The organism is Stenotrophomonas sp. Steno-C17 (assembly GCF_056393165.1).
In genome coordinates this window covers 72,358-94,790 of the sequence record NZ_JBWJPD010000019.1, presented here as the reverse complement: position 1 = coordinate 94,790, position 22,433 = coordinate 72,358, and the positions used below count along the sequence as shown (strand labels likewise).

23 protein-coding genes are annotated in these 22,433 nt (G+C 68.2%); 9 read left to right on the top strand and 14 right to left on the bottom strand.

Annotated features, from left to right (window positions below; all coding sequences use genetic code 11):
- Window positions 1-138 precede the first annotated feature (138 nt).
- A complete protein-coding gene (locus tag AC06FA_RS16215) occupies window positions 139-984 on the top strand; it encodes a SirB1 family protein (RefSeq protein ID WP_478069206.1) in 846 nt (281 codons plus the stop codon).
- Between the two features lie 35 nt (window positions 985-1,019).
- Here the strand turns inward: AC06FA_RS16215 and AC06FA_RS16210 are convergent, their stop codons facing one another.
- Entirely contained in the window at window positions 1,020-1,244 is a 225-nt protein-coding gene (locus AC06FA_RS16210; RefSeq protein ID WP_478069205.1) for a rubredoxin, read from the bottom strand.
- Window positions 1,245-1,278: 34 nt separating this feature from the next.
- Between AC06FA_RS16210 and thiE the strand changes: the two genes are divergently transcribed.
- Window positions 1,279-1,905 carry a thiamine phosphate synthase gene (gene thiE / locus AC06FA_RS16205; protein WP_478069204.1) on the top strand — a complete coding sequence of 209 codons (627 nt, stop codon included), beginning with the start codon at window positions 1,279-1,281 and terminating at the stop codon, window positions 1,903-1,905.
- A gap of 24 nt (window positions 1,906-1,929) precedes the next feature.
- Window positions 1,930-3,219, top strand: coding sequence for a glutamate-1-semialdehyde 2,1-aminomutase (gene hemL, locus AC06FA_RS16200; protein WP_478069203.1), 1,290 nt, complete (start codon window positions 1,930-1,932; stop codon window positions 3,217-3,219).
- A gap of 69 nt (window positions 3,220-3,288) precedes the next feature.
- Here the strand turns inward: hemL and azu are convergent, their stop codons facing one another.
- Window positions 3,289-3,738 carry an azurin gene (gene azu, locus AC06FA_RS16195; RefSeq protein ID WP_478069202.1) on the bottom strand — a complete coding sequence of 150 codons (450 nt, stop codon included), beginning with the start codon at window positions 3,736-3,738 and terminating at the stop codon, window positions 3,289-3,291.
- A gap of 103 nt (window positions 3,739-3,841) precedes the next feature.
- On the opposite strand from azu, the gene AC06FA_RS16190 reads away from it, so the two are divergent.
- The gene (locus AC06FA_RS16190; RefSeq protein WP_478069201.1) at window positions 3,842-4,450 is read left to right on the top strand and encodes an HAD-IA family hydrolase; all 609 of its coding nucleotides are present in this window, start codon (window positions 3,842-3,844) and stop codon (window positions 4,448-4,450) included.
- 64 nt (window positions 4,451-4,514) lie between these two features.
- On the opposite strand, the gene AC06FA_RS16185 is transcribed toward AC06FA_RS16190, so the two are convergent.
- Window positions 4,515-5,741, bottom strand: coding sequence for an acetylornithine transaminase (locus AC06FA_RS16185; RefSeq protein ID WP_478069200.1), 1,227 nt, complete (start codon window positions 5,739-5,741; stop codon window positions 4,515-4,517).
- 63 nt (window positions 5,742-5,804) lie between these two features.
- On the opposite strand from AC06FA_RS16185, the gene AC06FA_RS16180 reads away from it, so the two are divergent.
- Entirely contained in the window at window positions 5,805-6,677 is an 873-nt protein-coding gene (locus AC06FA_RS16180) for an ion transporter (protein ID WP_478069199.1), read from the top strand.
- Window positions 6,678-6,722: 45 nt separating this feature from the next.
- On the opposite strand, the gene AC06FA_RS16175 is transcribed toward AC06FA_RS16180, so the two are convergent.
- The 3 genes from AC06FA_RS16175 to AC06FA_RS16165 all read right to left on the bottom strand — a co-directional run bounded on the left by AC06FA_RS16175 (window position 6,723) and on the right by AC06FA_RS16165 (window position 9,664).
- A complete protein-coding gene (locus AC06FA_RS16175; RefSeq protein WP_478069198.1) occupies window positions 6,723-7,724 on the bottom strand; it encodes a YiiG family protein in 1,002 nt (333 codons plus the stop codon).
- 76 nt (window positions 7,725-7,800) lie between these two features.
- Entirely contained in the window at window positions 7,801-8,748 is a 948-nt protein-coding gene (locus AC06FA_RS16170) for a DUF3829 domain-containing protein (protein WP_478069197.1), read from the bottom strand.
- Between the two features lie 97 nt (window positions 8,749-8,845).
- On the bottom strand, window positions 8,846-9,664 hold the full coding sequence (locus AC06FA_RS16165; RefSeq protein ID WP_108763472.1) for an SDR family oxidoreductase: 819 nt from the start codon (window positions 9,662-9,664) through the stop codon (window positions 8,846-8,848).
- A 107-nt stretch (window positions 9,665-9,771) separates the two neighbouring features.
- On the opposite strand from AC06FA_RS16165, the gene AC06FA_RS16160 reads away from it, so the two are divergent.
- Window positions 9,772-10,452: a hypothetical protein gene (locus AC06FA_RS16160; RefSeq protein WP_478069196.1), complete on the top strand. Its 681-nt coding sequence runs from the start codon at window positions 9,772-9,774 to the stop codon at window positions 10,450-10,452.
- A gap of 129 nt (window positions 10,453-10,581) precedes the next feature.
- On the opposite strand, the gene AC06FA_RS16155 is transcribed toward AC06FA_RS16160, so the two are convergent.
- Together AC06FA_RS16155 and AC06FA_RS16150 are read right to left on the bottom strand one after the other, a co-directional pair.
- Complete coding sequence (locus AC06FA_RS16155; protein ID WP_478069195.1) at window positions 10,582-11,088, bottom strand: DUF2867 domain-containing protein; 507 nt, start codon at window positions 11,086-11,088, stop codon at window positions 10,582-10,584.
- Complete coding sequence (locus tag AC06FA_RS16150; protein ID WP_478069194.1) at window positions 11,085-11,747, bottom strand: serine/threonine-protein kinase; 663 nt, start codon at window positions 11,745-11,747, stop codon at window positions 11,085-11,087. Before AC06FA_RS16150 ends, AC06FA_RS16155 begins: the two co-directional genes overlap by 4 nt.
- Before the next feature lie 85 nt (window positions 11,748-11,832).
- Between AC06FA_RS16150 and AC06FA_RS16145 the strand changes: the two genes are divergently transcribed.
- Complete coding sequence (locus AC06FA_RS16145; protein ID WP_478069193.1) at window positions 11,833-13,833, top strand: bifunctional DedA family/phosphatase PAP2 family protein; 2,001 nt, start codon at window positions 11,833-11,835, stop codon at window positions 13,831-13,833.
- Window positions 13,834-14,059: 226 nt separating this feature from the next.
- Here AC06FA_RS16145 and AC06FA_RS16140 read toward each other — a convergent pair whose 3' ends face one another.
- The 3 genes from AC06FA_RS16140 to AC06FA_RS16130 all read right to left on the bottom strand — a co-directional run bounded on the left by AC06FA_RS16140 (window position 14,060) and on the right by AC06FA_RS16130 (window position 16,893).
- Window positions 14,060-14,638, bottom strand: coding sequence for an LON peptidase substrate-binding domain-containing protein (locus AC06FA_RS16140; RefSeq protein WP_478069192.1), 579 nt, complete (start codon window positions 14,636-14,638; stop codon window positions 14,060-14,062).
- Complete coding sequence (mpl, locus tag AC06FA_RS16135; protein ID WP_478069191.1) at window positions 14,635-15,999, bottom strand: UDP-N-acetylmuramate:L-alanyl-gamma-D-glutamyl-meso-diaminopimelate ligase; 1,365 nt, start codon at window positions 15,997-15,999, stop codon at window positions 14,635-14,637. The genes AC06FA_RS16140 and mpl overlap by 4 nt, the downstream gene beginning before the upstream one ends.
- Window positions 16,000-16,329: 330 nt before the next feature.
- Complete coding sequence (locus tag AC06FA_RS16130) at window positions 16,330-16,893, bottom strand: adenylate kinase (protein WP_108750628.1); 564 nt, start codon at window positions 16,891-16,893, stop codon at window positions 16,330-16,332.
- Window positions 16,894-17,029: 136 nt separating this feature from the next.
- Here AC06FA_RS16130 and AC06FA_RS16125 point away from each other — a divergent pair, with 136 nt between their 5' ends.
- Window positions 17,030-18,286: a 6-phosphofructokinase gene (locus AC06FA_RS16125; RefSeq protein ID WP_478069190.1), complete on the top strand. Its 1,257-nt coding sequence runs from the start codon at window positions 17,030-17,032 to the stop codon at window positions 18,284-18,286.
- A 59-nt stretch (window positions 18,287-18,345) separates the two neighbouring features.
- Here the strand turns inward: AC06FA_RS16125 and AC06FA_RS16120 are convergent, their stop codons facing one another.
- Window positions 18,346-18,849 carry a hypothetical protein gene (locus AC06FA_RS16120; protein ID WP_478069189.1) on the bottom strand — a complete coding sequence of 168 codons (504 nt, stop codon included), beginning with the start codon at window positions 18,847-18,849 and terminating at the stop codon, window positions 18,346-18,348.
- Between the two features lie 277 nt (window positions 18,850-19,126).
- On the opposite strand from AC06FA_RS16120, the gene AC06FA_RS16115 reads away from it, so the two are divergent.
- The gene (locus AC06FA_RS16115) at window positions 19,127-21,154 is read left to right on the top strand and encodes a sodium-translocating pyrophosphatase (protein ID WP_478069188.1); all 2,028 of its coding nucleotides are present in this window, start codon (window positions 19,127-19,129) and stop codon (window positions 21,152-21,154) included.
- Window positions 21,155-21,290: 136 nt separating this feature from the next.
- Here the strand turns inward: AC06FA_RS16115 and AC06FA_RS16110 are convergent, their stop codons facing one another.
- Window positions 21,291-22,010, bottom strand: coding sequence for an energy transducer TonB (locus tag AC06FA_RS16110; RefSeq protein WP_478069187.1), 720 nt, complete (start codon window positions 22,008-22,010; stop codon window positions 21,291-21,293).
- Window positions 22,007-22,432, bottom strand: coding sequence for a TonB system transport protein ExbD (gene exbD, locus AC06FA_RS16105; RefSeq protein ID WP_478069186.1), 426 nt, complete (start codon window positions 22,430-22,432; stop codon window positions 22,007-22,009). Before exbD ends, AC06FA_RS16110 begins: the two co-directional genes overlap by 4 nt.
- Between the last annotated feature and the right edge of the window lies 1 nt (window position 22,433).

Genomic DNA, 22,433 nt, shown 5'->3' with positions numbered 1-22,433 from the left:
GCGCAACGGGCTCCGACCCCAGATGAATTTCGATATCTGACAAGTAGATGCACGCCATGCGTGGATGGCGGAACAACGACAAGCGGAATTCACGCCACACCGCTTGAAACCGCCTGCGATTGCCGCCAGTCTGTGGCCATGCAGGACCGGATCACACTCCCCGACTGGGATGCACTGGCCGACCTCGACGACGAGGCGCTGCCACTGTTGCCGACCGCGCTGCTGATCGCGCGCGATGAATACCCCGATCTTCAGCCAGGCGTGTACGAGGCACTGGTGCAGAGCCATGTCGATCACCTGCGCGCCGAGGTGGACACCATCGAGCGCTGGCCGTTGAAGATGGCCGCGGTCAACCGCCACCTGTTCGACGAACTGGGCTACAGCGGCGACCATCAGCAGTACTACGACCCCCGCAACAGCTACCTCAACCAGGTGTTCGAGCGGCGGCTGGGCAATCCGATCTCGCTGGCGCTGGTGCAGATGGAAGTGGCACGGCGGCTGGGCATTCCGCTGGACGGGGTGTCCTTCCCCGGCCATTTCCTGGTGCGGCTGCCGGTGGACGATGGCGTGCTGGTGATGGACCCGTTCAATGGTGGCCGCCCACTGGACGTGGACGAGCTGCGTGAACGCGCCAAATCACACCTGGGCGGGCAGGCGCCCGACGATCAGGTACTGGCACAGATCCTGGACCCGGCGCCGAGCCGGGCGATCCTGATCCGCATGCTGCGCAACCTGCATGGCGTGTACGCCGAGGCCGGCGAATGGGATCGGGCCGCGCGCAGTGCCGATCGCCTGCTGAAACTGGCTCCGGAACAGGACGATGCACTGCGCGACCGCGGCCTGGCCTATCTGCAGCTGGAGTACCTGGCTGGCGCACGCCACGACCTGGGGCAGTATCTGAAGCGCAACCCGGAGGCCAGTGATGCGCAGTGGCTGCGCGAGAAGCTGATCGACCTGGGCGGGCCGATGCCGCGGCTGCATTGACCGGTAGCGCCAGGCCACGCCCGGCGGGCCCGATCTCAATCGATTTCGACCATCTCGAAATCGTCCTTGGTCACCCCGCAATCCGGGCAGGTCCAGGTCTCGGGAATATCCTCCCAGCGCGTGCCCGGGGCGATGCCCTCTTCCGGCAACCCCTCGGCTTCGTGGTAGATGAAGCCGCAGACCACGCACATCCAGGTGCGCAAGGTGGTGGGGGTGGCATCGCTCATCGGATAATCAACGCTGGATTCACTGGCCGCCATTGTCCCACTGCGGCCCTTTCACCGGTAGCCATCCATGAACGCAGCTTCCCCGGCGCCCCGCGGCGTCTACCTGATCACCCCTGACGATGCGGACACCGCCCGCCTGCTGGCGCGCACCGAACCGCTGCTGGCGGCCGGCCCGACCTGGCTGCAGTACCGCAACAAGACCGCCAGCGACGCGCTGCGCCGGGAACAGGCCACCGCCCTGCAGGCGCTGTGCGCCGAGCACCGCGTGCCGCTGATCATCAATGACGACCCCGTGCTGGCCCAGGCCGTGGGCGCAGCCGGCGTGCATCTGGGCGGCACCGACGGCGACATTCCCAGCGCGCGGGCCCTGCTGGGCGATGCCGCCATCATCGGCGCGTCCTGCTACGACCAGGCGGTCAACGCCGAAAAGGCCGTCGCCGCAGGTGCCAGCTACGTGGCCTTCGGCGCGTTCTTCCCCACCACCACCAAGATCACCAGCAGCCGGGCCCACACCGACCTGCTGCGGCAAACCGCCGCACTGGGCGTGCCGCGGGTGGCGATCGGCGGGCTGACCCCGGACAATGTGGGTCCCATCATCGACGCCGGCGCCGATCTGGTGGCCGTGGTCAGCGGCATCTATGCCGCCCAGGACCCGGTCGCCACGCTGCAGGCCTACCTTGCCCGGTTCCGCTGAACCCGGCTCGCCCCAGGAAACCGCATGAACCACGATCAATCCCACGCCCTGTTCTCCCGCGCCCAGCAGCTGCTGCCCGGCGGCGTCAATTCGCCGGTGCGCGCGTTCAAATCGGTGGGCGGTGAACCGTTCTTCGTCGAGCGCGCCGACGGCGCCTACCTGTACGACGTGGACGGCAACCGCTACATCGACTACGTGGGCTCGTGGGGCCCGATGATCGTCGGCCACAACCACCCGGCCGTGCGCCAGGCGGTGAAGCGCGCGATCGACAACGGCCTGTCGTTCGGCGCGCCGTGCGCGGCCGAAGTGACCATGGCCGAGACCATCACCCGGCTGGTGCCGTCGTGCGAAATGGTGCGCATGGTCAATTCGGGCACCGAGGCCACGCTGTCGGCCATCCGCCTGGCGCGCGGCGCCACCGGCCGCAACCGCATCGTGAAGTTCGAAGGCTGCTACCACGGCCACGGCGATTCGTTCCTGGTGAAGGCCGGCAGCGGCATGCTGACGCTGGGCGTACCGACCTCGCCGGGCGTGCCCGCAGGCCTGAGCGAACTCACCCTGACCCTGCCCTACAACGATTTCGACGCCGCCACCGCGCTGTTTGACGCACAGGGCAGCGAGATCGCCGGCCTCATCATCGAACCGGTGGTGGGCAATGCCAACTGCATCCCGCCGCGCGACGGCTACCTGCAGCACCTGCGCGCGCTGTGCACGCAGCATGGCGCACTGCTGATCTTCGACGAAGTGATGACCGGTTTCCGCGTGGCCCTGGGCGGCGCGCAGGCGCACTACGGCATCACCCCGGACCTGACCACCTTCGGCAAGATCATCGGCGGCGGCATGCCGGTGGGTGCCTATGGTGGCCGCCGCGACCTGATGCAGCAGATCGCGCCGGCCGGCCCGATCTACCAGGCCGGCACGCTCAGCGGTAATCCGGTGGCGATGGCCGCCGGCCTGGCGATGCTGGAACTCGTCTCGCAGCCGGGCTTCCACGCCGACCTGGCCGAGCGCACCGCACGCCTGTGTGCCGGCCTGGAAGCGGCCGCCGCCGACACCGGCGTGGCCGTGACGACCACCCAGGTGGGCGCGATGTTCGGCCTGTTCTTCACCAGCGAGAAGGTGGAGACCTATGCCCAGGCCACCGCCTGCGATATTCCGGCGTTCAACCGCTTCTTCCACGCCATGCTGGAACAGGGCGTGTTCCTGGCCCCGTCGGCGTACGAAGCCGGTTTCATGTCCAGCGCGCACGACGACGCGGTGATCGAGGCAACCCTGGCCGCCGCACGCGTGGCGTTCAAGGCCGCCAAGGGGTAAGCACCCCGGGGGGGTGCCAACCTTGGTTGGCACCCTGCAGTCGAGCATGGCTCGACTCTACAAACGGCATCAACCGAAGACGAAGCTGCCCTTCATCATCGCGAAGTGCCCCGGGAACGAGCAGAAGAACGTGTAGTCACCGCCCTTCTGCAGGCCCTTGGTGGAAAACCGTACGCGCGTGCTCTGCCCGCCGCCAATCACCTTCGTATGCGCCAGCACCCGCTTGTCGGCCTTGGGCAGGTAACTGTCGGCCAGGCTCATGCGCATGCCCGCCAGCGCCACCGGCTGGTAATCGGCGGTGCGGGTCAGCACCCAGTTGTGGCCCATGGCGGTGGCCGCCAGCTTGCCGGTGTGGCGCAGGGTCAGGTCCACTTCGCTGCAGTCGGCGGCGACCTTGATCTGCCGGCTGCTGAAGGTCATCTGGTCGGTGCTGTCGATGCTGACCGCACAAACCCGCGCCATGGCCGACGGTGCGAACACCAGCGCCGCCAGTCCGATTGCCACTCCCCAAGCTTTCATCAACACGTCTCCTGCAGGTTCACCTTCATTCTAGGCAGTGACCGTGCGCACCGGCTGCGACAGGGTGTCGCATGCCGTGCGCACGCTGAGGCATGCTGCAGGCATGGAGATACGATTGTTGCTGCTGGATGTGGACGGCGTGCTGCTGCAGTACCAGCGCGCGCAGCGCGTGCTATACCTGGCGCAGGCCCTGCACCGCAGTACCGCACAGGTGCAGGCCGCGCTGTTCGACAGTGGGCTGGAAACCGCCTACGACGCCGGGCAGGTCAGCACCGATGACTATCTGGCACAGCTGGGCCGCGCATTGGATGTCAGCGTGGATGTGCCGACCTGGATTGCGGCCCGCCAGGCCGCGTGCCGGCCGCAGACCGCCGTGGTGCAGCGCCTGCTGGCCTTGGACAACGCTCTGCCGTTGGCGGTGCTGACCAACAACGGGCCGTTGATGGCGCAGGTGTTGCCGGCGTTGCTGCCGGAACTGCACCCGCGCCTGCAGCCGCGTGTGCTGTGCAGCGGCATGCTGGGCGGGCGCAAACCGGACCCGGCCGTGTTCAAGCGGGCCCTGCAGCGGCTGGATGCCGAGCCGGGCCACACGCTGTTCGTCGATGACCTGTTCACCAATGTGCGTGGCGCACGCGCGGCCGGGCTGCACGCCGAGACCGTGCGCGACGGGCGCGGGTTGGGGAAAGTGTTGAAGCGGTACCAGGTCAGGTAGCGCCGGGCCATGCCCGGCGTCCCTGTACCGCTGCGCTCGCCGGGCATGGCCCGGCGCTACCAGCTCAGCGCGCGGCGACGAACGCGGCGATGGCCGCGCGCAGGCGCTTCAGGCCTTCGGCCACTTCTTCATCGGTAATGTTCAGCGACGGCACGAAGCGCAGCACGTCCGGGCCGGCCTGCAGGGTCAGCAGGCCCTGGTCGGCGGCGTGGTCAAGGATCGCGCCGGCCTGGCCAGCGAAATCCTTGTTCAGTACGGCGCCCAGCATCAGGCCACGGCCACGCACGTCGCTGAAGATGTTGAATTCTTCGTTGATGCGGGCAAAGCCATCGCGCAGCGCCTTGGACTGGCGGCTGACGTTGGCGGCAATCTCGGCCGACCCCAGCTTGCGCAGCGCCACGCGGGCCACGGCAGCGGCCAGCGGGTTGCCACCGAAGGTGGTGCCATGCGCGCCGAACTGCATGGTTTCGGCCACCTTCGGGCCGGCCAGCATGGCGCCGATCGGGAAGCCGCCGCCCAGCGCCTTGGCCAGGGTGACCATGTCCGGCACCACATCGTCCTGCCAGTGCGCGAAGAGGGTACCGGTGCGGCCCATGCCGGCCTGGATCTCGTCCAGCACCAGCAGCGCGTTGTGCTGATCGCACAGCTCGCGCACGCGCTTGAGGAAGCCGGACTTGGCCGGCATCACCCCGCCCTCGCCCTGGATCGGCTCCAGCATCACTGCGGCCACGTCGCCGGCAGCCATCGCGGTTTCCAGCTGCACGTCATCGTTGAAGTCGATGTAGCGGAAGCCACCGGGCAGCGGCTCGTAGCCTTCCTGGTACTTCGGCTGGGCGGTGGCGGTCACCGCGCCCAGGGTGCGGCCGTGGAAGCTGCCGCGGAAGGTGATGATGACGCGCTTGTCGGCCGGGCGGCCCTGGCTGGATGCCCACTTGCGCACCATCTTGATCGCCACTTCATTGGCTTCGGCGCCGGAATTGCACAGGAACACGCGCTCGGCGAAGCGGCTGGCCTTCACCAGTTCTTCGGCCAGGTGCAGCGGCGGGGCGCTGTAGAACACGTTGCTGGTGTGCCACAGCTTGCCGGCCTGTTCCACCAGCGCGGCGGTCAGGTCGGGGTCGTTATGGCCCAGGCCGCACACGGCGATGCCGGCGGCCAGGTCGATGAATTCACGGCCCTGGCTGTCCCACACGCGGGCGCCCTGGCCTCGCTCCAACACCACCTGGCGGGGCTTGTAGACCGGCAGGTAGTAGTGCGAAAGGGAGATCAGCGGATCGGTAGCGGCGGTCATGGCAGTGGGCAGGATTCAGGAACCCCCATTCTCGCCCCCCAGCCCCTGCGGCACAATGCACTGATGCGACCGTTTTCCGCCCCCCAACTGAACCCCGCCACCGCCTCCGGCTGGCGCCGCACCTGGTTCGACATCATCTACCGGCACGACACCCGGCCCTCGCGCAATTTCGACCTGATCCTGGTGGTGGCCATCATCGCCAGCATCCTGGTGGTGATGATCGACAGCGTGCAGCACTTGCACGTGGCCTGGGCCAAAGGCCTGTACGTGCTGGAGTGGGGCTTCACCGCCCTGTTCACGATCGAGTACCTGCTGCGCCTGGCGGTGGTGAAACGCCCGCTGCGCTATGCCGTCAGCATCTGGGGAATCATCGACCTGCTGTCGATCCTGCCCGCCTACCTGTCGCTGTTCGTGCCCGGCGCGCAGAGCCTGCTGGTGGTGCGCGCGCTGCGCATCCTGCGCGTGTTCCGCATCCTCAAGCTGACCCGCTATATCGAAGAAAGCGGCATCCTGCTGCAGTCGCTGTGGCGCAGCCGGCGCAAGATCCTGCTGTTCCTGTTCACGGTCATCACCATCACCATCATCGCCGGCACCCTGATGTACGTGATCGAAGGCCCCGAGCACGGCTTCAGCAACATCCCGGCCAGCATGTACTGGGCGGTGGTGACCATGGCCACGGTCGGTTTCGGCGACATCGTGCCGCAGACCGTGCTGGGCCGTTTCGTCACGTCGGTGCTGATCCTGATCGGCTACAGCATCATCGCCGTGCCCACCGGCATCTACACCGCCGAACTGGCCAGCAGCATGCGCGAAGCCGAACTGGCCGCGCGCCGCGATGCCCGTGGTTGCCCGCACTGCGGGCTGGAAGGGCACGAACCCGACGCGCGGCACTGCCGCCGCTGCGGCCACGCCATTCCCGACAGCTTCAACACCTGACCCAAGCATGGGCTCCCGGCGGTCTACGCCGGGAGCCGGCCGCACTTACTGCCGGTTGCTCTCGCCCACCAGCACGTTGTAGGCCTGCAGCAGCTTGCCCGGCGAGCCGCTGGGAATGTCAGAGCCCTGCGCCAGCCACTTCTTTTCGATATCGGTGAAGGGGCGCTTGCCGGACACCCGCTCCAGGCGCCACTTCGCATCGCGCCGGAACGCTTCAGCATCGCTCTCGAAACTGGCCCACTGCATGCGGTCGGGCTCCTGCTCGCCCACCGCGGCATGCGCCTCGTCGGAGATGCGGTTGAACGTGTCCAGGCGCGCCTGCGCCTGCGCGATGTCCACCGGTTCTTCCAGCAACGACTGCAGCAACGCTTCGGCGTCGCGCATCATTGCCATGCGGTAGTACTCGCGGTTCAGTTCACCGCGCTGCTTCATGTCCTCGATCGCAGCATCCTGCTGGGCCTTGTTTTCGGCCTCCAGCGCATCGCTGAACGCCTGGCTGCGCTCGGCGAACGTGGACAGCGCGGCCATCAGGGGCCCATGCATGGCCTTGCCGCGCGCGAACGCGTCATCCTGGTAGTCCTCGCGGTCGTAGTAGTCGCTTGCCGCATGGGTGAGCGGCTGCAGCGCATGCAGGCTTTCCAGGTACGCCTGGGCGGCGGTGTCCAGCTCTGGCAGCGGCGGTCTCGCCGCCCGGGCGCTGGCGATATGCGCATCGCAGGCCTTCAGATCGTCGGCGGTCAGGTCGGGCGGCCCGATCGGACGCTCCTCGCGCCCACTGGGCCCGGCCTGCGGATCCTTCATCCAGCCGCTGTAGTACTTGATGCCCGCATGGATCCCACTGTCCACATCGTTGTAGCAGTCGATGTAGGCGTTGAGTTTGGCGGTCAGCGCCTGCTCGGCCTCATCGGCCGCCGAGCGGGTTGTGTCCTCGGCGGGCTTGCCCGCCGGGTCGCTGGCGGCGGCATTGCCCGGCGGCTTGCTGCACGCGGCCAGACAAAGGAGGACTGCGGCGGCCAGCACTGTGGTATGCAAAGGGTGCGTGTTCATGTCAGTTCCTTGCTGAAGGTAATGGGGGCGATCCCGCCCCGTGGGGTGCACGGTGCACCTGGATCTGCGTGGCACCTTACTGCGCAGCAGCGGCCTGCAGCGCCTCGTAGGCCTGCTCCACGGCATGCGCCGAGCCGCTGTCGAGCATCGTGGCGTCCAGCAGGGGCTGCTGTTCGCGGGGAAGACGCGCGCGCGCCGTCATCAACTGCAGTCGCACGTTCGCTTCCTGCAGGTACGCTGCGGCAGGCACGCCGATGACGTCCCATTCCTGCCCACCACCCTTGATGTGCGGCATTCTTCTACGTGCTTCATCGACCAGCGCGGCAAATGCGGCCACGCGCGGGCCGGCCACCTCCACGTTGAACTCTTCTTCCTCGGTGATGTCGTTGCGCAGGATGCGCGCCTCCAGCAGCAGGGCGATCCGGTAATACTCGCGGGTACGCCCGCTGCGGGCTTCCATGCCGCTCAGGCGAGCACGCGTGGCATGCTCGACTTCAGCGTCCAGCGCCTCGCTGAAGTGCATGCTGACCAGCATGAAATCGGTCAATGCATCCGAAAGGGGGACGTGCAACGCCTTGCCTCGGGCGAACGCATCGCGCCGGTATCCGCCGCTTGCGTAGTAGGCCGACGCCTCGTGGGCCAGGGGTTGCAACCGGCGCAGCGCGGCAAGATAGGTCTTGGCCGATGCGTCCAGCGCCGGCAGGGCCGGCTGCGCGGCGAAGCCGGCAGCAAAGGATTTTTCGCAGGCCTTCAGTTCGCGCGGGGTGATGTCCGCCGGGCCGACCGGGTCGGTCTCCAGGCCCGATGGGCCGACGCTGGGATCATCCATCCAGTACATGTACGGCCGCGTTCCAAGCAGGATGCGCGTATCGAGGGCATTGAAGCAGCCCACGTAGTGTTCAAGCTTGCGCTCGGCGGCCGCGCCCGCTGCATCGGCGCCGGCCGACGTGCCGCGACACGCCACCAGCACCAGCGCCAAGGCGACAGGCAACCCGAAGGCTGCAATGCGCAGCATCGTATCCATACGACCACATCCCTGTTGAAATCGGTTCCAGCCGAACATTCTAACGATCCGTGGCAGGCGCGGTCCTTGACGCCTGCCGCAGATCAGCGGCCGCACATCAGTCCAGGAACAGGTCCGGCAGCAGCGCGCGCGAAGGGTCGACGGCGTAGCCGGACAGATCGGTCACGCCCGCTTCGGCCAGCACCTCGTCGTCCAGCAGGAAGCGACCGTGGAAACCCGCCGCTTCGCGCACCAGCACCGCGTGCGCGGCGTCGGCCATGATCTGCGGGGTACGGCAGCCCGCCGCATCCACGCCGGGAATCATGTTGATCGCATCGGTGGCGATGACGGTACGCGGCCACAGCGCATTGACCGCCACGCCCTGGGGGCCGAACTCGGCCGCCAGGCCCAGGGTGACGAAGCTCATGCCCATCTTGGCCAGGGTGTAGCCGGTATGCGGTGCCCACCATTTCGGGTCCAGGCTGGGCGGCGGCGCCAGGGTCAGGATGTGCGGATTGGGCGCCTGCAGCAGGTACGGCAGGCAGGCCTGCGCGCACAGGAAACTGCCACGCGCGTTGACCTGCTGCATCAGATCGAAGCGCTTCATCGGCGTGTCCAGGGTGCCGCGCAGCCAGATCGCACTGGCGTTGTTGACCAGGATGTCGATGCCGCCGAAGGTGTCCACGGCCGCGGCGACGGCCGCCTGCACCTGGTCTTCTTCGCGGATGTCGCACTTCAGCGCCAGGCCCTGCCCGCCCGCGGCGGTGACCGCTTCGGCGGCGCTGTGGATGGTGCCGGGCAGCTTCGGGTTGGGCACCGACGATTTGGCCGCGATGGCCACGTTGGCGCCATCGCGCGCCGCACGCAGCGCGATCGCCAGGCCGATGCCACGCGAGGCGCCGGTGATGAAAAGGGTTTTGCCCTGCAGACTGCCCACGTTCCACACTCCAGCGTATGCAATGAGCCGCTAGTATGCCGCGCCGACGCCGGGTTCACCGCACGTTGACGATACTGGCGCCCCGGTCAACGCACGAGGTGTACGCCATGCGCCGTTCCCGTCTGCTGCTGCCAACCCTGAGCCTGGCCCTGCTGGCCGCCTGCCAGGGCCGCCCTCCGGAACCTGGCACCGACGCGGCCGGCGGTGATGCGCCTGCGGCATCCAAGGCCGCCGATGGGTCGTTGCGCTGGAGCGAAGCGGTGGTCTGGGATGGCGACCTCAACGCGTGCCGACAGGGCGACAGCGCGGCCACCCGAGACTGCCTGGCCAAGGCCATGCGCGATGGCGGGGCCAGCGCCGATGCCGTTGCCGCGGCGGGCCAACTTTCCAGCGCGGGCGAGCTGGCCTACGTGACCGCCTGGCATGAGCACGATGGTCTGGGTGTGGCCACGGTGGCCTATCCGTTCCGCGCCAATACCAACGAAGGCACGCGTCTGGTCGATGCATCCGGCAAGCGGATCGACGTGGATGCCGTGCAGCTGGATGACACCCTGCGTGCCGACCCGGCGGTGCAGGCGGTGCTGCAGGCCAACCCGCAGGCCACCCCGTTCCCACCGGCACAGGCCGCCGGCACCGCACCGCTGGATGGCGATGGCATCCGCCTGCTGTACCGCACGCCGCTGCGCGACTGCCATGCCTGCCCCGACGTGGGCCACCTGCAGATCGGCTACGACTTCGATGGGCAGCGCAACTTCATCGGCCAGCAGCTGGTGCCGGCCGCCCCGTGACGGGGCGGTAGCGTCGAGCCTGCTCGACGGGTGCTGCATCCACGCGTGGCGTGGATCTACTGTGCCGCCGGGCATCGCGTGGATCTACTGTTCCGCCGGGCATGGCCCGGCGCTACCGGGGGTTTGTCGTCAACGGTACGCCTGCACCTGCCGGCGCAGCAGGTGCGGCACGATCAGGCGGTGTATTGGCGCCACCGGCAGCATGTAGACGCGGCCGAACGCATTGTGGGTATGCACCACCGTGGCCACTTCCAGCAGATCGCCCCGCCACTGCAGGGCCAGCTGCACGCGCAGGTGGCGGTCGTCGTCTTCCAGCACGATGGCATCGTCGTCCAGCGACTGCAGGGTGAAGATGCCCAGGCGCTGGCCAGGCCGCGGGGCCACGGCCGCCTGCACCGCGCGCAGCGAGCCCAGGTCCTTCATTCCCAGCAAGGCCATGCCGCGGTTGCGCAGGCCCATCAGCCCATCGAACCACCCTGGGATGGTGGCCGCCATGTCGCGGTAGGCCTGCAGGGCGGTGCGTCCGTCGCGCCGGGTCTGCACCTGGCAGGCATGCACGAAGTCGGCACCGGGCAGCTGCGCGTGCAGCACACTGTCCGCGCCGGGCACCCGGGTCCGCACACGCGCTGCGGTCACGGCTTGGGCCCCTGCCCCTCGTTGTCTTCCCACTTCAGGATGCGCCGGGTGACAAACCGATATACCGGTTTGCCGGTGGCGAACCACAGTTCGCGTACCCACGAGGTGCGCTTGAGCACGCGTTTTTCCACCGGGGTCAGCGCTTCACGGCAGTACATGCGCTTGTGCTTGAGCAGGTGGCGCAGGTCTTCGCGCGCCAGCAGACGCATCCAGCGCGATCGCGGGTGGCCGATCACCGCCAGCTGGAAGTCGATCAGCGCCGGACGCCCATCTTCGGTCACCAGCCAGTTCGCTTCCTTGGCCAGGTCGTTGTGGGCCACGCCGCGGCGGTGCAATTGCTGCAGCAGGCGCCGCGCGGCATGGAACCAGGCCACATCGCCGCGTGGCGGGCGCTGGTACATGGCATCGCCGGCCATGAAGCTGCGGTCCAGGTGGTGGCCGTTCCAGGCCAGCAGCTGCGGCACGTCGGCCATGCCGTGGATGTGCTGCAGCGCGCGCGCTTCGCGGCGGGCCAGCCACCAGGCGGGCAGCCGCAGCCACAGCGGCGTGGCGCCCAGATCGCGGCGTACGAAACGGCCGTGCGGGCCTTCTACCAGCAGGATGCGGCCGAAGCTGTCGGCCTTCAAAGCGTGAAATGGAGCGTCGGGCGTGTACGGCATGAGGCCATTCTAGGCGATGGCGGCCGTTGCAAACGGTCACGAAGCGGCTGGGAACCAGTCACCTTCACGCCTCTATAATCGTGCAATGGACTCTTCATGGATCGACGCCACGCTCGCGTGGATTGCCGCTCACCCCGTTCTGGCGGGCGCGGTCATTTTTCTGATCGCCTTCTGCGATGCGGTCATCATTCTGGGCGCGATCGTGCCGGCACTGCCGTTGCTGTTCGCGGTGGGCGTGTTCATCGGCCTGGGGCAGATTTCCGGGCCGTATGCGGTGGCGGCAGCGGCACTGGGTGCCTTCGCCGGTGATGGCATCAGCTACTGGATCGGCCGCCGCTGGGGCGATCGCCTGCGCGGGGTGTGGCCGTTCAGCCGCTACCCGCAATTGCTGGACCGCGGCGAGAACCTGTTCCGCCGCAATGCGTTCAAGAGCATCCTGGTGGCCCGCTACGTCGGTGCCATCCGGCCGTTCGTGCCGGCCATCGCCGGCATGATGAACATGCCGGCCAGCCGCTACGTGCAGGCCAGCGGCATCGCCAGCATTTCCTGGGCGCTGCTGTTCCTGGCGCCCGGCTGGGTGCTGGGTGAAGCCTATGACGCGGTCGCTGCGGTGGCCGGGCGGCTGGTGGTGGTCATCGGCTTGCTGGTGGTGCTGATGGGCGTGGTCTGGGCGCTGGTGCTGTATGGCTACCGCTGGTCGGCCGCGCGCATGGACCATTGGCTGGCACGGCTGCTGGACTGGTCCAACCGCCACCCCACGCTGGGCCGCTATACGGTGGGCGTACTGGACCCGAAGCGCCGCGAATCGGTGCCCCTGGCAATGCTGGCGCTGATGCTGCTGGTGCTGGGCTGGGGCTGGTTCGCCCTGCTGACGGTAGTGGTGGCGCACGGCGAACCGCTGGCGGTCGACCTCTGGGTGCACCAGGCCATGCTGGCGCTGCGCAACCCGCTGGCCGACTACCCGATGGCGGCACTGGCCTCGCTGGGCGCCTGGCAGGTCCTGCTGCCCGCTACTGCTGCCGGCATGGGCTACCTGGTGTGGCGCCGGCGCTGGATGGCCGCCGCACACTGGCTGGCCGCGCTGGCCTTCGGCCTGGCCCTGACAATGCTGCTGGGTGCCACCGTGGACGTGGTGCGCCCGCTGGATGCCAGCAGCGGCTTCGGCTTCCCCTCGGTGTCGGTCACCATGGCCACCATCACCTTCGGCTTCTTCGCGGTGCTGATTGCGCGCGAGATGCCGGGGCGCACGCGCGTGTGGCCGTACCTGGTGTCGGGCATCGTGGTCAGCCTGATCGGCTTTGCCCGCCTGTACCTGGGCGCGCACTGGCTGAGCGATGTGATCGGCGGCATGTTGTTCGGCACGTTCTGGCTGCTGGTGCTGGGCATCGCCTACCGCCGCCGTTTCAACCGCTCGTTCTGGGTGAAGCCGGTGGCCTGGCTGTTCTATGGCGTGTTCGCGCTGGCCGCCATGTGGTACGCCCCGCGCAACATTCCGGTGAAGCTGCAGCGCTTCGAGCCGACCTTGCCTGCCCCGCTGGCGATGGATCTGCAGGCCTGGTGGCAGCGCGACTGGGCAAGCCTGCCGGCGCGCCGCAACGAATTCGACGATGACCAGCGTTGGCCGCTGGATGTGCAGGTGGCTGGCCCGCTGGCGCCGCTGCAGGCGCAGCTGGAAGCCCGCGGCTGGCAGGTGCAGGCGCAGGCCGGCTGGGAAGAAGCGCTGCTGATGCTGGACAAGAACACCGGCGCCGACGAGTTGCCGGTGCTGCCGGCCACGCTGGACACGCGGGTGGAAGCGCTGCTGATGGTGCGCCAGGGTGCGCGACCGGATGAGCGCTATGTGCTGCGTCTGTGGCCGGCACCGGTGCGGTTGCAGCCCGGTGCCGTGCCGCTGTGGATGGGCAGTGCGCAGACCCTGCGCTACGAGCGGCATTTCGAATGGATCGGCATGTGGCACCCGGTGCGCGGCGTCGATCCGGCCTTCAACGCGGTGAAGGATGCCGTGCAGGGCCTGCCACAGCGCGAGGACGTGCAGCGCGAGACCGGGCTGCCGGTGCTGCGGTTGCAGACCGCGCCGGCGGAGTAGATCCACGCCAAGCGTGGATGGCACCGCGAGCGTGCGCACCAAGGTGCGCACCTACCAAACGCAGGGCGGCGTAGATCCACGCCATGCGTGGATGGCACCCCGAGCGTGCGCACCAAGGTGCGCACCTACCAAACGCAGGCCTCTACGGCATCCGGTAGATCCACGCCATGCGTGGATGGCATGCCGAGCGTGCGCACCAAGGTGCGCACCTACCAAACGCAGGGGTTTACGGCATCCAGCCCAGCAGTTGCTGCAGGCGCTCGTGTGGGTCGTCCAGCTGCAGCAGCTGCAGGCGCTGCTGCTCGGCCAAGGGCAGCAGTTCGGCCAGGCGCCAGCCCACCCAGCTGGCCTGGTCCAGCAGGGCCGGGTTGGCCGGCGCATAGGCTTCGCCAGCCTGTTCGATGATGTGCCCCAGCACGGTGGCCAGCAATGCATGCTGCGGCCGCAGTTCGTCGTCAGGATCTTCGTCGCACCAGCGCACGTCGGCCACCACCAGGCCGTTGTCGCGCACCCGCGTGCGTTCGACATGGAAGCGGCGGGTGCCACGCAGGCGCAGCTGCAGCACGCCATCGGCGCCGACGTCGAAATCCTCGATGCGCACCTGCACGCCGTAGGCGGCCGGGGTGGCCGGCTCCCCCACTTCCTGGCCCGCCAGGATCAGGCACACGCCGAAGCCTTCGCCGCTGCGCCCGCAGTCGCGCACCAGATCCAGGTAGCGCCGTTCAAACACGCGCAGGCCGAGCACCGCGCCGGGCACCAGCGCGGTGTGCAGCGGGAACAGCGGCAGGGTCGTATCGGTGCTCATCGGTCCTGCAACGCGGCCAGCAGCCGGCGCGGCGCGGCGTCGAAGCCACCGTTGGACATGAACACCACGTGGTCGCCGCTGCGCACGTCGGCCTGCAACCGCGCCAGCAGGGCATCGGTATCGGGCACCGCGTGCGCCGTGCCGCGTACCGCGGCAATGACCGCGGCGGCATCCCAGGCCAGCTCCGGGCGGTGCAGGAACACGACCTCGTCGGCCAGTGCAAGCGAGGGCGCCAGTGCCTGCGCGTGGGCGCCGAGCCGCATCGAATTGCTGCGCGGCTCCATCGCCACCACGATGCGCGCATCACCCACCTTGGCGCGCAGGCCTTCCAGGGTGGTGGCGATCGCGGTCGGGTGGTGGGCGAAGTCGTCGTAGACGGTGATGCCGTCATGGCTGCCGATCACTTCCATGCGGCGCTTGACGCTGCGGAAGCGCGCCAGCGCAGGAATCACCTCGGCCGGGGCCACGCCCACGGCATGCGCGGCGGCCAGCGCGGCCAGACCGTTGAGCACGTTGTGGCGGCCCAGCAGCGACCACTGCACATCGCCCAGCGCCTGCCCGCGATGGTGCACGCGGAAGGCGCTGCCATCGGCGGCCAGCAGTTCGGCATGCCACTCCAGCGACGGATCGAAACCGAAGCGCTCGACCGGGGTCCAGCAGCCCATGGCCAGCACTTCGGCCAGGTACGGGTCTTCGCCATTGACGATCAGGCGGCCACGCGCGGGCACGGTGCGCACCAGGTGGTGGAACTGGCGCTGGATCGCGGCCACGTCGGGGAAGATGTCGGCGTGGTCGTACTCAAGGTTGTTGAGGATGGCCACCAGCGGCCGGTAGTGCACGAACTTGCTGCGCTTGTCGAAGAAGGCGGTGTCGTACTCGTCGGCCTCGACCACGAATTCGCGGCCCTGGCCCAGCCGCGCGGACACGCCGAAGTCCTCGGCCACCCCGCCGATCAGGAAGCCGGGCGCGCGGCCGGCGCTTTCCAGCAACCAGGTGAGGATGGTGGTGGTGGTGGTCTTGCCGTGGGTGCCGGCCACGGCCAGCGTGTCGCGCCCCGGCAGCACCTGTTCGGCCAGCCACTGCGCGCCGGAGATGTAGCGCTGGCCCTGGTCCAGCACCGCTTCCACCGCCGGATTGCCGCGCGAAAGGGCGTTGCCCACCACCACCTGGTCGGTGCCGGCCGGCACGCTGTCGGCCCGGTAGCCCTGGTCCAGGGTGATGCCCAGCTGTTCCAGCTGGGTGGACATGGGCGGGTAGATGGCCTGGTCGCTGCCACTGACCGCATGGCCCAGTTCCCGCGCCAGCGCGGCCACGCCGCCCATGAAGGTGCCGGCGATTGCAAGGATATGTACGTTGCTCATGAGCGGGGATTGTGACCGATCACGGCTGTATCGGGCCATTGTCAGCATCAGGGTCAGACAAGTCCTACATCCACTATGAGAAAAGTCCAATCGTCTGTCGGGGAATTCCTGATAGCGATGTTATGTGAACCCGTACACAATTCAGAACGCCAGCCGCAGTACCCGAACCGGTCCTACTCCCCAAGAGGCCATCCCCAAGGGAGCTCATGCTGCGGGGCCTTGAGCAAGCCTTTCGCTGGCGCCTATGAAACGACACAGGCCTGATCCGCAAGGATCAGGCCTGTGTTTTTTGTACCCGAAGGAGCCGGCAGCATGGCCGGCCCGCCGGACTCAGTGCTGGATCGCCGCCAGGATGCGGGCTTCGATCTCGTCCAGCTCGCCCACGCCATCGACGCGGGCCAGGGTGCCGCGGCCGGCGTAGAAGTCGACCACCGGGGCGGTCTGGTCGTTGTAGACCTGCAGGCGCTGGCGCACCGATTCGGGGTTGTCGTCGGCGCGGCCCTGCTCCTGGGCACGACCGGCAATGCGCTCGACCAGCAGCTCGGTGGCCACGTCCAGCTGCACCACCGCGTCCAGCGGCTTGCCGATCTTGGCCAGCAGGCCGTCCATCGCGTTGGCCTGGGCCACGTTGCGCGGGTAGCCGTCCAGGATGAAGCCCTTGGCGACGTCGGCCTGGGTCAGGCGCGACTCGAGCATGCCCAGCAGGATGTCATCGGACACCAGGTTGCCGGCATCCATCACCGCCTTGGCCTGCTTGCCCAGTTCCGAGCCCGCGGCGATTTCCGCGCGCAGCATGTCACCGGTCGAAATGTGGGCGATGCCCAGCTTTTCCTTCAGGCGCGTCGCCTGCGTCCCCTTGCCCGAACCGGGCGGTCCCAACAGAACCAATCGCATTGACCTGACTCCAACGTGTTGAAAACAAAGAAGGTTCGCGCACCGGACGGGCCGGTATCGCTGCACCGCAATAGCGCCACTTTACCGCATCCGGGTAATGTCCCTGCAATGTCCCCTCGTACCAGCAGGTAGAAGCATGCGCAATGGCACCCTCCTCTACGCTCAGTCCGGCGGCGTCACCGCAGTCATCAATGCCTCGGCGGCGGCCGTCATCGAACAGGCCCGGGCCAAGGGCATCAAGGTCCTGGCCGCCCGCAACGGCATCCTCGGTGCCCTGCGCGAAGAGCTGATCGACACCAGTAAAGAGAGTGCCGCGGCCATCCGCGCGCTGGCCCATACCCCGGGCGGCGCCTTCGGCTCGTGCCGATTCAAGCTGAAGTCGCTCGAGGCCGACCGTGCCCGTTACGACCGCTTGCTGGACGTGCTGCGTGCGCACGACGTGCGCTGGTTCCTGTACAACGGCGGCAACGATTCGGCCGACACCGCGCTGAAGGTTTCGCAGCTGGCCAAGGCGTCGGGCTACGAACTGACCTGCATCGGCGTGCCCAAGACCATCGACAACGACCTGGCCGTGACCGACACCTGCCCGGGCTTCGGTTCGGCCGCCAAGTACACCGCCGTTTCCGTGCGCGAAGCGGCATTGGACGTGGCAGCCATGGCCGAGACCTCCACCCGGGTGTTCATCTACGAGGCGATGGGCCGCCACGCCGGCTGGCTGGCGGCCGCCGCCGGCCTGGCCGGCAATGGCGACGACGAAGCCCCGCACATCATCCTGTTGCCCGAACGCGCCTACGACGAGGCCGCCTTCCTGGCCAAGGTGAAGGCGGTGGTGGAACGGGTGGGCTACTGCGTGGTGGTGGCCTCCGAAGGCATCGCCACTGCCGACGGCCGCTTCGTGGCCGACGCCGGTGGCAGCAAGGATTCGTTCGGGCATTCGCAGCTGGGCGGCGTGGCCGCGCACCTGGCAGGCCGGGTGAAGGACCAGCTGGGCCTGAAGGTGCACTGGGCGCTGCCCGACTACCTGCAACGCTCGGCCCGCCACCTGGCCAGCAGGACCGACTGGGAACAGGCGCAGGCGGTGGGCAAGGCCGCCGTGCAGCTGGCGCTGAAGGGCCAGAACGGGGTGATGCCGGTGATCGTGCGCAGCAGCGATGCGCCCTACCGCTGGAAGATCGAGGCCGCGCCGCTGTCGAAGATCGCCAACCACGAGAAGAAGATGCCGGCCGGCTTCATCCGCCGCGATGGCTTCGGCATCACCGCCAAGGCGCGCGCCTACCTGTCGCCGCTGATCAAGGGCGAAGCACCGCTGCCCTATGGCAGCAATGGCCTGCCCAAGTACGTCACGCTGAAGAACGTGGCGGTGAAGAAGAAGCTGCCGGCGTTCGAAGGCTAGACGCCCGTTCCGAACCGGGGTCGGATCCCGTTGCCTGCAACGGGCTCTGACCCCGCGGTCTACGGGCAGGCCTTGCCTTCCATCTGCAACTGCGCGGCGAACATCGTCACCTGCGGGATCTTGCCGGCGGCCGCCTGCTTCTTCGCTTCTTCCAGATAGATGCGCGACTGGCCCTGGCCATCCAGCGCCTGGGTGTTGTTCACCGGCAGCCGCCACACGCGCACCACCGCCTGCTGCGCCGGGCAGGCCGCGTTGGGTACGCGGATCACATCATTGAGCTTCCAGCCCTTGGCCGCGCTGGGCTGGGCCTTGGCGTAGTCGACGAAGCGCGCGCGCGGCTGGCACTGCTCGCTGGTGCGCACGGCGGCGAAGCGGTAGGGCTCGGCTGCCTGGCCGGTGAAAGCGCCTTCCAGGCGTGCGCAGGCTTCGGGAATCTGCCGCAGCGTGTGCGTGGCGCCTACCGCCTGCGGCGCACCGACGGCGCGCTGCAGCTCCGGGGTTTCGGCCGCCAGCGCCGGCAACGCCGGGGCGAGGACGGCGATCATCAACAGGGACAGGCGCATGGGCGTTCTCCTACGGGACTGTGCGCAGGCTTGCAGAGCGTGGCTTAACGGGGTGCAAAGGGGGGCGTCACGCTCGGTGGCAAGGGGTAGTCGAGCATGGCTCGACTCTACAAGTGGTGGGACGCATACTGCGGGCACCAGGGAATGCTGAACACCGCCATACGTTGGACGACCGTCATGGTCGGCACGGGTTGGTTCCAGGCTGCAGCCCGTCGTCCCCTTCGTGGTGAAGTTCATCGCCACTGGATGCTCACCATCCAATCTGCGGAGGGGTCTAATGCTGGAACGTCATGGGCTGTCACTGGCGCTGGGCTGCGCTGTCCTCGCCATCCTGTTTGGCATCGTCTCGGCGCGCTGGATCCTGCGCCAACCCACCGGCAACGAACGCATGGTCGCCATTGCAACGGCGATCCAGGAAGGCGCGCGCGCCTATCTGAACCGCCAGTACCTGACCATCGGCGTGGCCGGCGTGGTGCTGTTCGTGCTGGTCGGCGTGTTCCTGAGCTGGTACACGGCCATTGGCTTTGCCGTCGGTGCGGTGCTGTCCGGCGCGGCCGGCTACATCGGCATGAATGTGTCGGTGCGGGCCAACGTGCGCACGGCCGAAGCGGCGCGCCATGGCATCAGCGCGGCGATGGACGTGGCGTTCCGCGGCGGCGCGATCACCGGCATGCTGGTGGTCGGCCTGGGCCTGCTGGGCGTGGCCGGTTACTACGCGCTGCTGCTGCGGCTGGGGCTGTCGATGGACCAGGCCCTGCACGCGCTGGTGGGCCTGGCCTTCGGCTCGTCGCTGATCTCGATCTTCGCGCGACTGGGCGGCGGCATCTTCACCAAGGGCGCCGACGTCGGCGCCGATCTGGTCGGCAAGGTGGAAGCCGGCATTCCCGAGGATGACCCGCGCAACCCGGCGGTGATCGCCGACAACGTCGGCGACAACGTGGGCGACTGCGCCGGCATGGCCGCCGACCTGTTCGAAACCTATGCGGTGACGGTGATCGCCACCATGCTGCTGGGCAGCCTGATGCTGAGCGAAGCCGGCGCCAACGCGGTGCTGTATCCGCTGGTTCTGGGCGGGGTGTCGATCATCGCCTCGATCATCGGCGCGCTGTTCGTGAAGGTGAAGCCAGGCGGCTCGATCATGGGCGCGCTGTACAAGGGCGTGATCGTGTCCGGCGTGCTGGCGGCCATCGCGTTCTATCCGATCACCACCGGGCTGATGAGCGACAACGTGCACGGGCCGATCGCCCTGTACGGCTGCGCGCTGATCGGCCTGGTGCTTACCGGTCTGATCGTGTGGATCACCGAGTACTACACCGGCACCCAGTACAAGCCGGTGCAGCACGTGGCGCAGGCCTCGACCACCGGCCACGGCACCAACATCATCGCTGGCCTGGGCATTTCGATGAAGTCCACCGCCCTGCCCGTGGTGGCCGTGTGTGCGGCGATCTGGGGCGCCTACGCGCTGGCCGGCCTGTATGGCATCGCCATCGCCGCCACCGCCATGCTGTCGATGGCCGGCATGATCGTGGCACTGGATGCCTACGGGCCGATCACCGACAACGCCGGTGGCATTGCCGAGATGGCCGAGCTGCCTTCGGACATCCGCGACATCACCGATCCGCTGGATGCGGTGGGCAATACCACCAAGGCCGTCACCAAGGGCTATGCGATCGGCTCGGCGGCGCTGGCCGCGCTGGTGCTGTTCGCCGATTACACCCACAACCTGCAGGCGGCCAATCCCGGCCAGGAATTCCGCTTCGACCTGAGCGACCACACGGTGATCATCGGCCTGCTGATCGGCGGGCTGATTCCCTACCTGTTCGGCGCGATGGCGATGGAAGCGGTCGGCCGCGCAGCAGGCGCCGTGGTGGAAGAAGTGCGCCGGCAGTTCCGCGACATCCCCGGCATCATGCAGGGCACTGGCAAACCGCAGTACGACAAGGCCGTGGACATGCTGACCCGCTCGGCGATCCGCGAAATGATCGTGCCTTCGCTGCTGCCGGTGGCGGTTCCGGTGGTGGTCGGCCTGCTGCTGGGGCCACGCGCGCTGGGCGGCCTGCTGATCGGCACGATCGTGACCGGGTTGTTCGTGGCCATTTCCATGACCACCGGCGGCGGCGCCTGGGACAACGCCAAGAAGTACATCGAAGATGGCCACTTTGGCGGCAAGGGCAGCGACGCGCACAAGGCCGCAGTGACCGGCGATACCGTGGGTGATCCCTACAAGGACACCGCCGGCCCGGCGATCAACCCGCTGATCAAGATCATCAACATCGTGGCGCTGCTGCTGGTGCCGCTGCTGTAACGCCATGCGGGAACCGATGTGTAGAGTCGAGCTTGCTCGACTGCTTTTGGCCTTGCAAGAGCAGTCGAGCAAGCTCGACTCTACCGGCGGAAAGGGAGCCGACCCTGCAGTAGATCGACGCCATGCGTGGATGCGGTCAGCGCCCGCGCAGGAAGAACGACACCGGCACCATCACCTGCACCGGGTCGCCCGACACTTCAGCCGGCGGCGCCGGCACCGGGCTGGCACGCGCAACGGTATCCAGCGTTTCCTGGTCCAGCAGCGCATGGCCACTGCCGCGTTCAATACGCGCCGCCGAGACCCGTCCATCGCGGAACACCGCGAAGCGGACATACGCAACGCCCTGCTGGCGCAGGCGCTCGGACTGCCGTGGATAGCGCCGGTGATGCTGCAGGTGTCCCAGCAGCAGGGCCTGCCAGGTGGCATTGGCCGCGCTGCGCTGCCCCGCCGTGGTCTGCGCCGCTGCGTAGCGTTGCGCCGCCTCGGCAGCGACCTGCGGCGGCGCGCTGGTCTGCGCAACGTTGGCATCGGCGGTGTCCGCCGTAGGCGTCGGCTGCGGCGCACGCGGCGGCGGCAGATCGCCCTGCGGTTGCGGCGGCGCCTTGGGGTGTGCGTGCTGCACCGGCTTCGGTGTCTGCCGCTGCTGTTGCTGCTGCAGCGGCCCGGTGGCGACCTCGCGCGGCGGTGCAGGCGGCGCCTGTGCCATCGGCGCCAGTTCCAGCATCAACGCGGCCGGCGGCGCCACCGCAGCCACCGCTGGCGCGCGTGCATGCCAGCACCACACCGCGCTGATCAGCAGCGCGTGCACCAGCAGCACGATCGCCAGGCTGGTCGCCCAGCGCCGCAGTGTGCTCATCGCGCGCCCTGCTCCAGGCCCACCAGTGCCACCTTCAGATAGCCCGCCGCACGCAATGCATCCAGGGTCGCCATCAGTTCACCGTAGGCGACCTGCGTGTCAGCGCGCAGGTAGATGCGTTGTGCGGCATCACCATGGGTGGCGCCCTGCAACGCGGTGGCCAGCCCGTCGCGGGTGACCGCCTGCTCGCCCACCCGCAGTGACAGATCGGCCTGCACGGTCACATAGACCGGCGCCTGCTCGCCGGGCGTCGCCTGCGCGCTGCTGGCCGGCAGCTGCACCGGCACCGATACCGTGGCCAGCGGTGCGGCCACCATGAAGATGATCAGCAGTACCAGCATCACATCGATGAAGGGGGTGACGTTGATTTCATGCGCCTCTTCCGGCGTGTCGTCACGCTCGGACGCGGTCCTGATCGCCATG

Coding starts and splice junctions, on each gene's coding strand:
- AC06FA_RS16215 (WP_478069206.1), top strand. CDS start 139: ATGCAGGACCGGATCACACTCCCCGACTGGGATGCACTGGCCGACCTC.
- AC06FA_RS16125 (WP_478069190.1), top strand. CDS start 17,030: ATGCGCAATGGCACCCTCCTCTACGCTCAGTCCGGCGGCGTCACCGCA.
- AC06FA_RS16115 (WP_478069188.1), top strand. CDS start 19,127: ATGCTGGAACGTCATGGGCTGTCACTGGCGCTGGGCTGCGCTGTCCTC.
- AC06FA_RS16130 (WP_108750628.1), bottom strand. CDS start 16,893: ATGCGATTGGTTCTGTTGGGACCGCCCGGTTCGGGCAAGGGGACGCAG.
- AC06FA_RS16110 (WP_478069187.1), bottom strand. CDS start 22,010: ATGAGCACACTGCGGCGCTGGGCGACCAGCCTGGCGATCGTGCTGCTG.
- azu (WP_478069202.1), bottom strand. CDS start 3,738: ATGAAAGCTTGGGGAGTGGCAATCGGACTGGCGGCGCTGGTGTTCGCA.
- AC06FA_RS16190 (WP_478069201.1), top strand. CDS start 3,842: ATGGAGATACGATTGTTGCTGCTGGATGTGGACGGCGTGCTGCTGCAG.
- AC06FA_RS16170 (WP_478069197.1), bottom strand. CDS start 8,748: ATGGATACGATGCTGCGCATTGCAGCCTTCGGGTTGCCTGTCGCCTTG.
- AC06FA_RS16210 (WP_478069205.1), bottom strand. CDS start 1,244: ATGGCGGCCAGTGAATCCAGCGTTGATTATCCGATGAGCGATGCCACC.
- hemL (WP_478069203.1), top strand. CDS start 1,930: ATGAACCACGATCAATCCCACGCCCTGTTCTCCCGCGCCCAGCAGCTG.
- thiE (WP_478069204.1), top strand. CDS start 1,279: ATGAACGCAGCTTCCCCGGCGCCCCGCGGCGTCTACCTGATCACCCCT.
- AC06FA_RS16140 (WP_478069192.1), bottom strand. CDS start 14,638: ATGAGCACCGATACGACCCTGCCGCTGTTCCCGCTGCACACCGCGCTG.
- AC06FA_RS16120 (WP_478069189.1), bottom strand. CDS start 18,849: ATGCGCCTGTCCCTGTTGATGATCGCCGTCCTCGCCCCGGCGTTGCCG.
- AC06FA_RS16175 (WP_478069198.1), bottom strand. CDS start 7,724: ATGAACACGCACCCTTTGCATACCACAGTGCTGGCCGCCGCAGTCCTC.
- AC06FA_RS16160 (WP_478069196.1), top strand. CDS start 9,772: ATGCGCCGTTCCCGTCTGCTGCTGCCAACCCTGAGCCTGGCCCTGCTG.
- exbD (WP_478069186.1), bottom strand. CDS start 22,432: ATGGCGATCAGGACCGCGTCCGAGCGTGACGACACGCCGGAAGAGGCG.
- AC06FA_RS16145 (WP_478069193.1), top strand. CDS start 11,833: ATGGACTCTTCATGGATCGACGCCACGCTCGCGTGGATTGCCGCTCAC.
- AC06FA_RS16185 (WP_478069200.1), bottom strand. CDS start 5,741: ATGACCGCCGCTACCGATCCGCTGATCTCCCTTTCGCACTACTACCTG.
- AC06FA_RS16180 (WP_478069199.1), top strand. CDS start 5,805: ATGCGACCGTTTTCCGCCCCCCAACTGAACCCCGCCACCGCCTCCGGC.
- AC06FA_RS16150 (WP_478069194.1), bottom strand. CDS start 11,747: ATGCCGTACACGCCCGACGCTCCATTTCACGCTTTGAAGGCCGACAGC.
- mpl (WP_478069191.1), bottom strand. CDS start 15,999: ATGAGCAACGTACATATCCTTGCAATCGCCGGCACCTTCATGGGCGGC.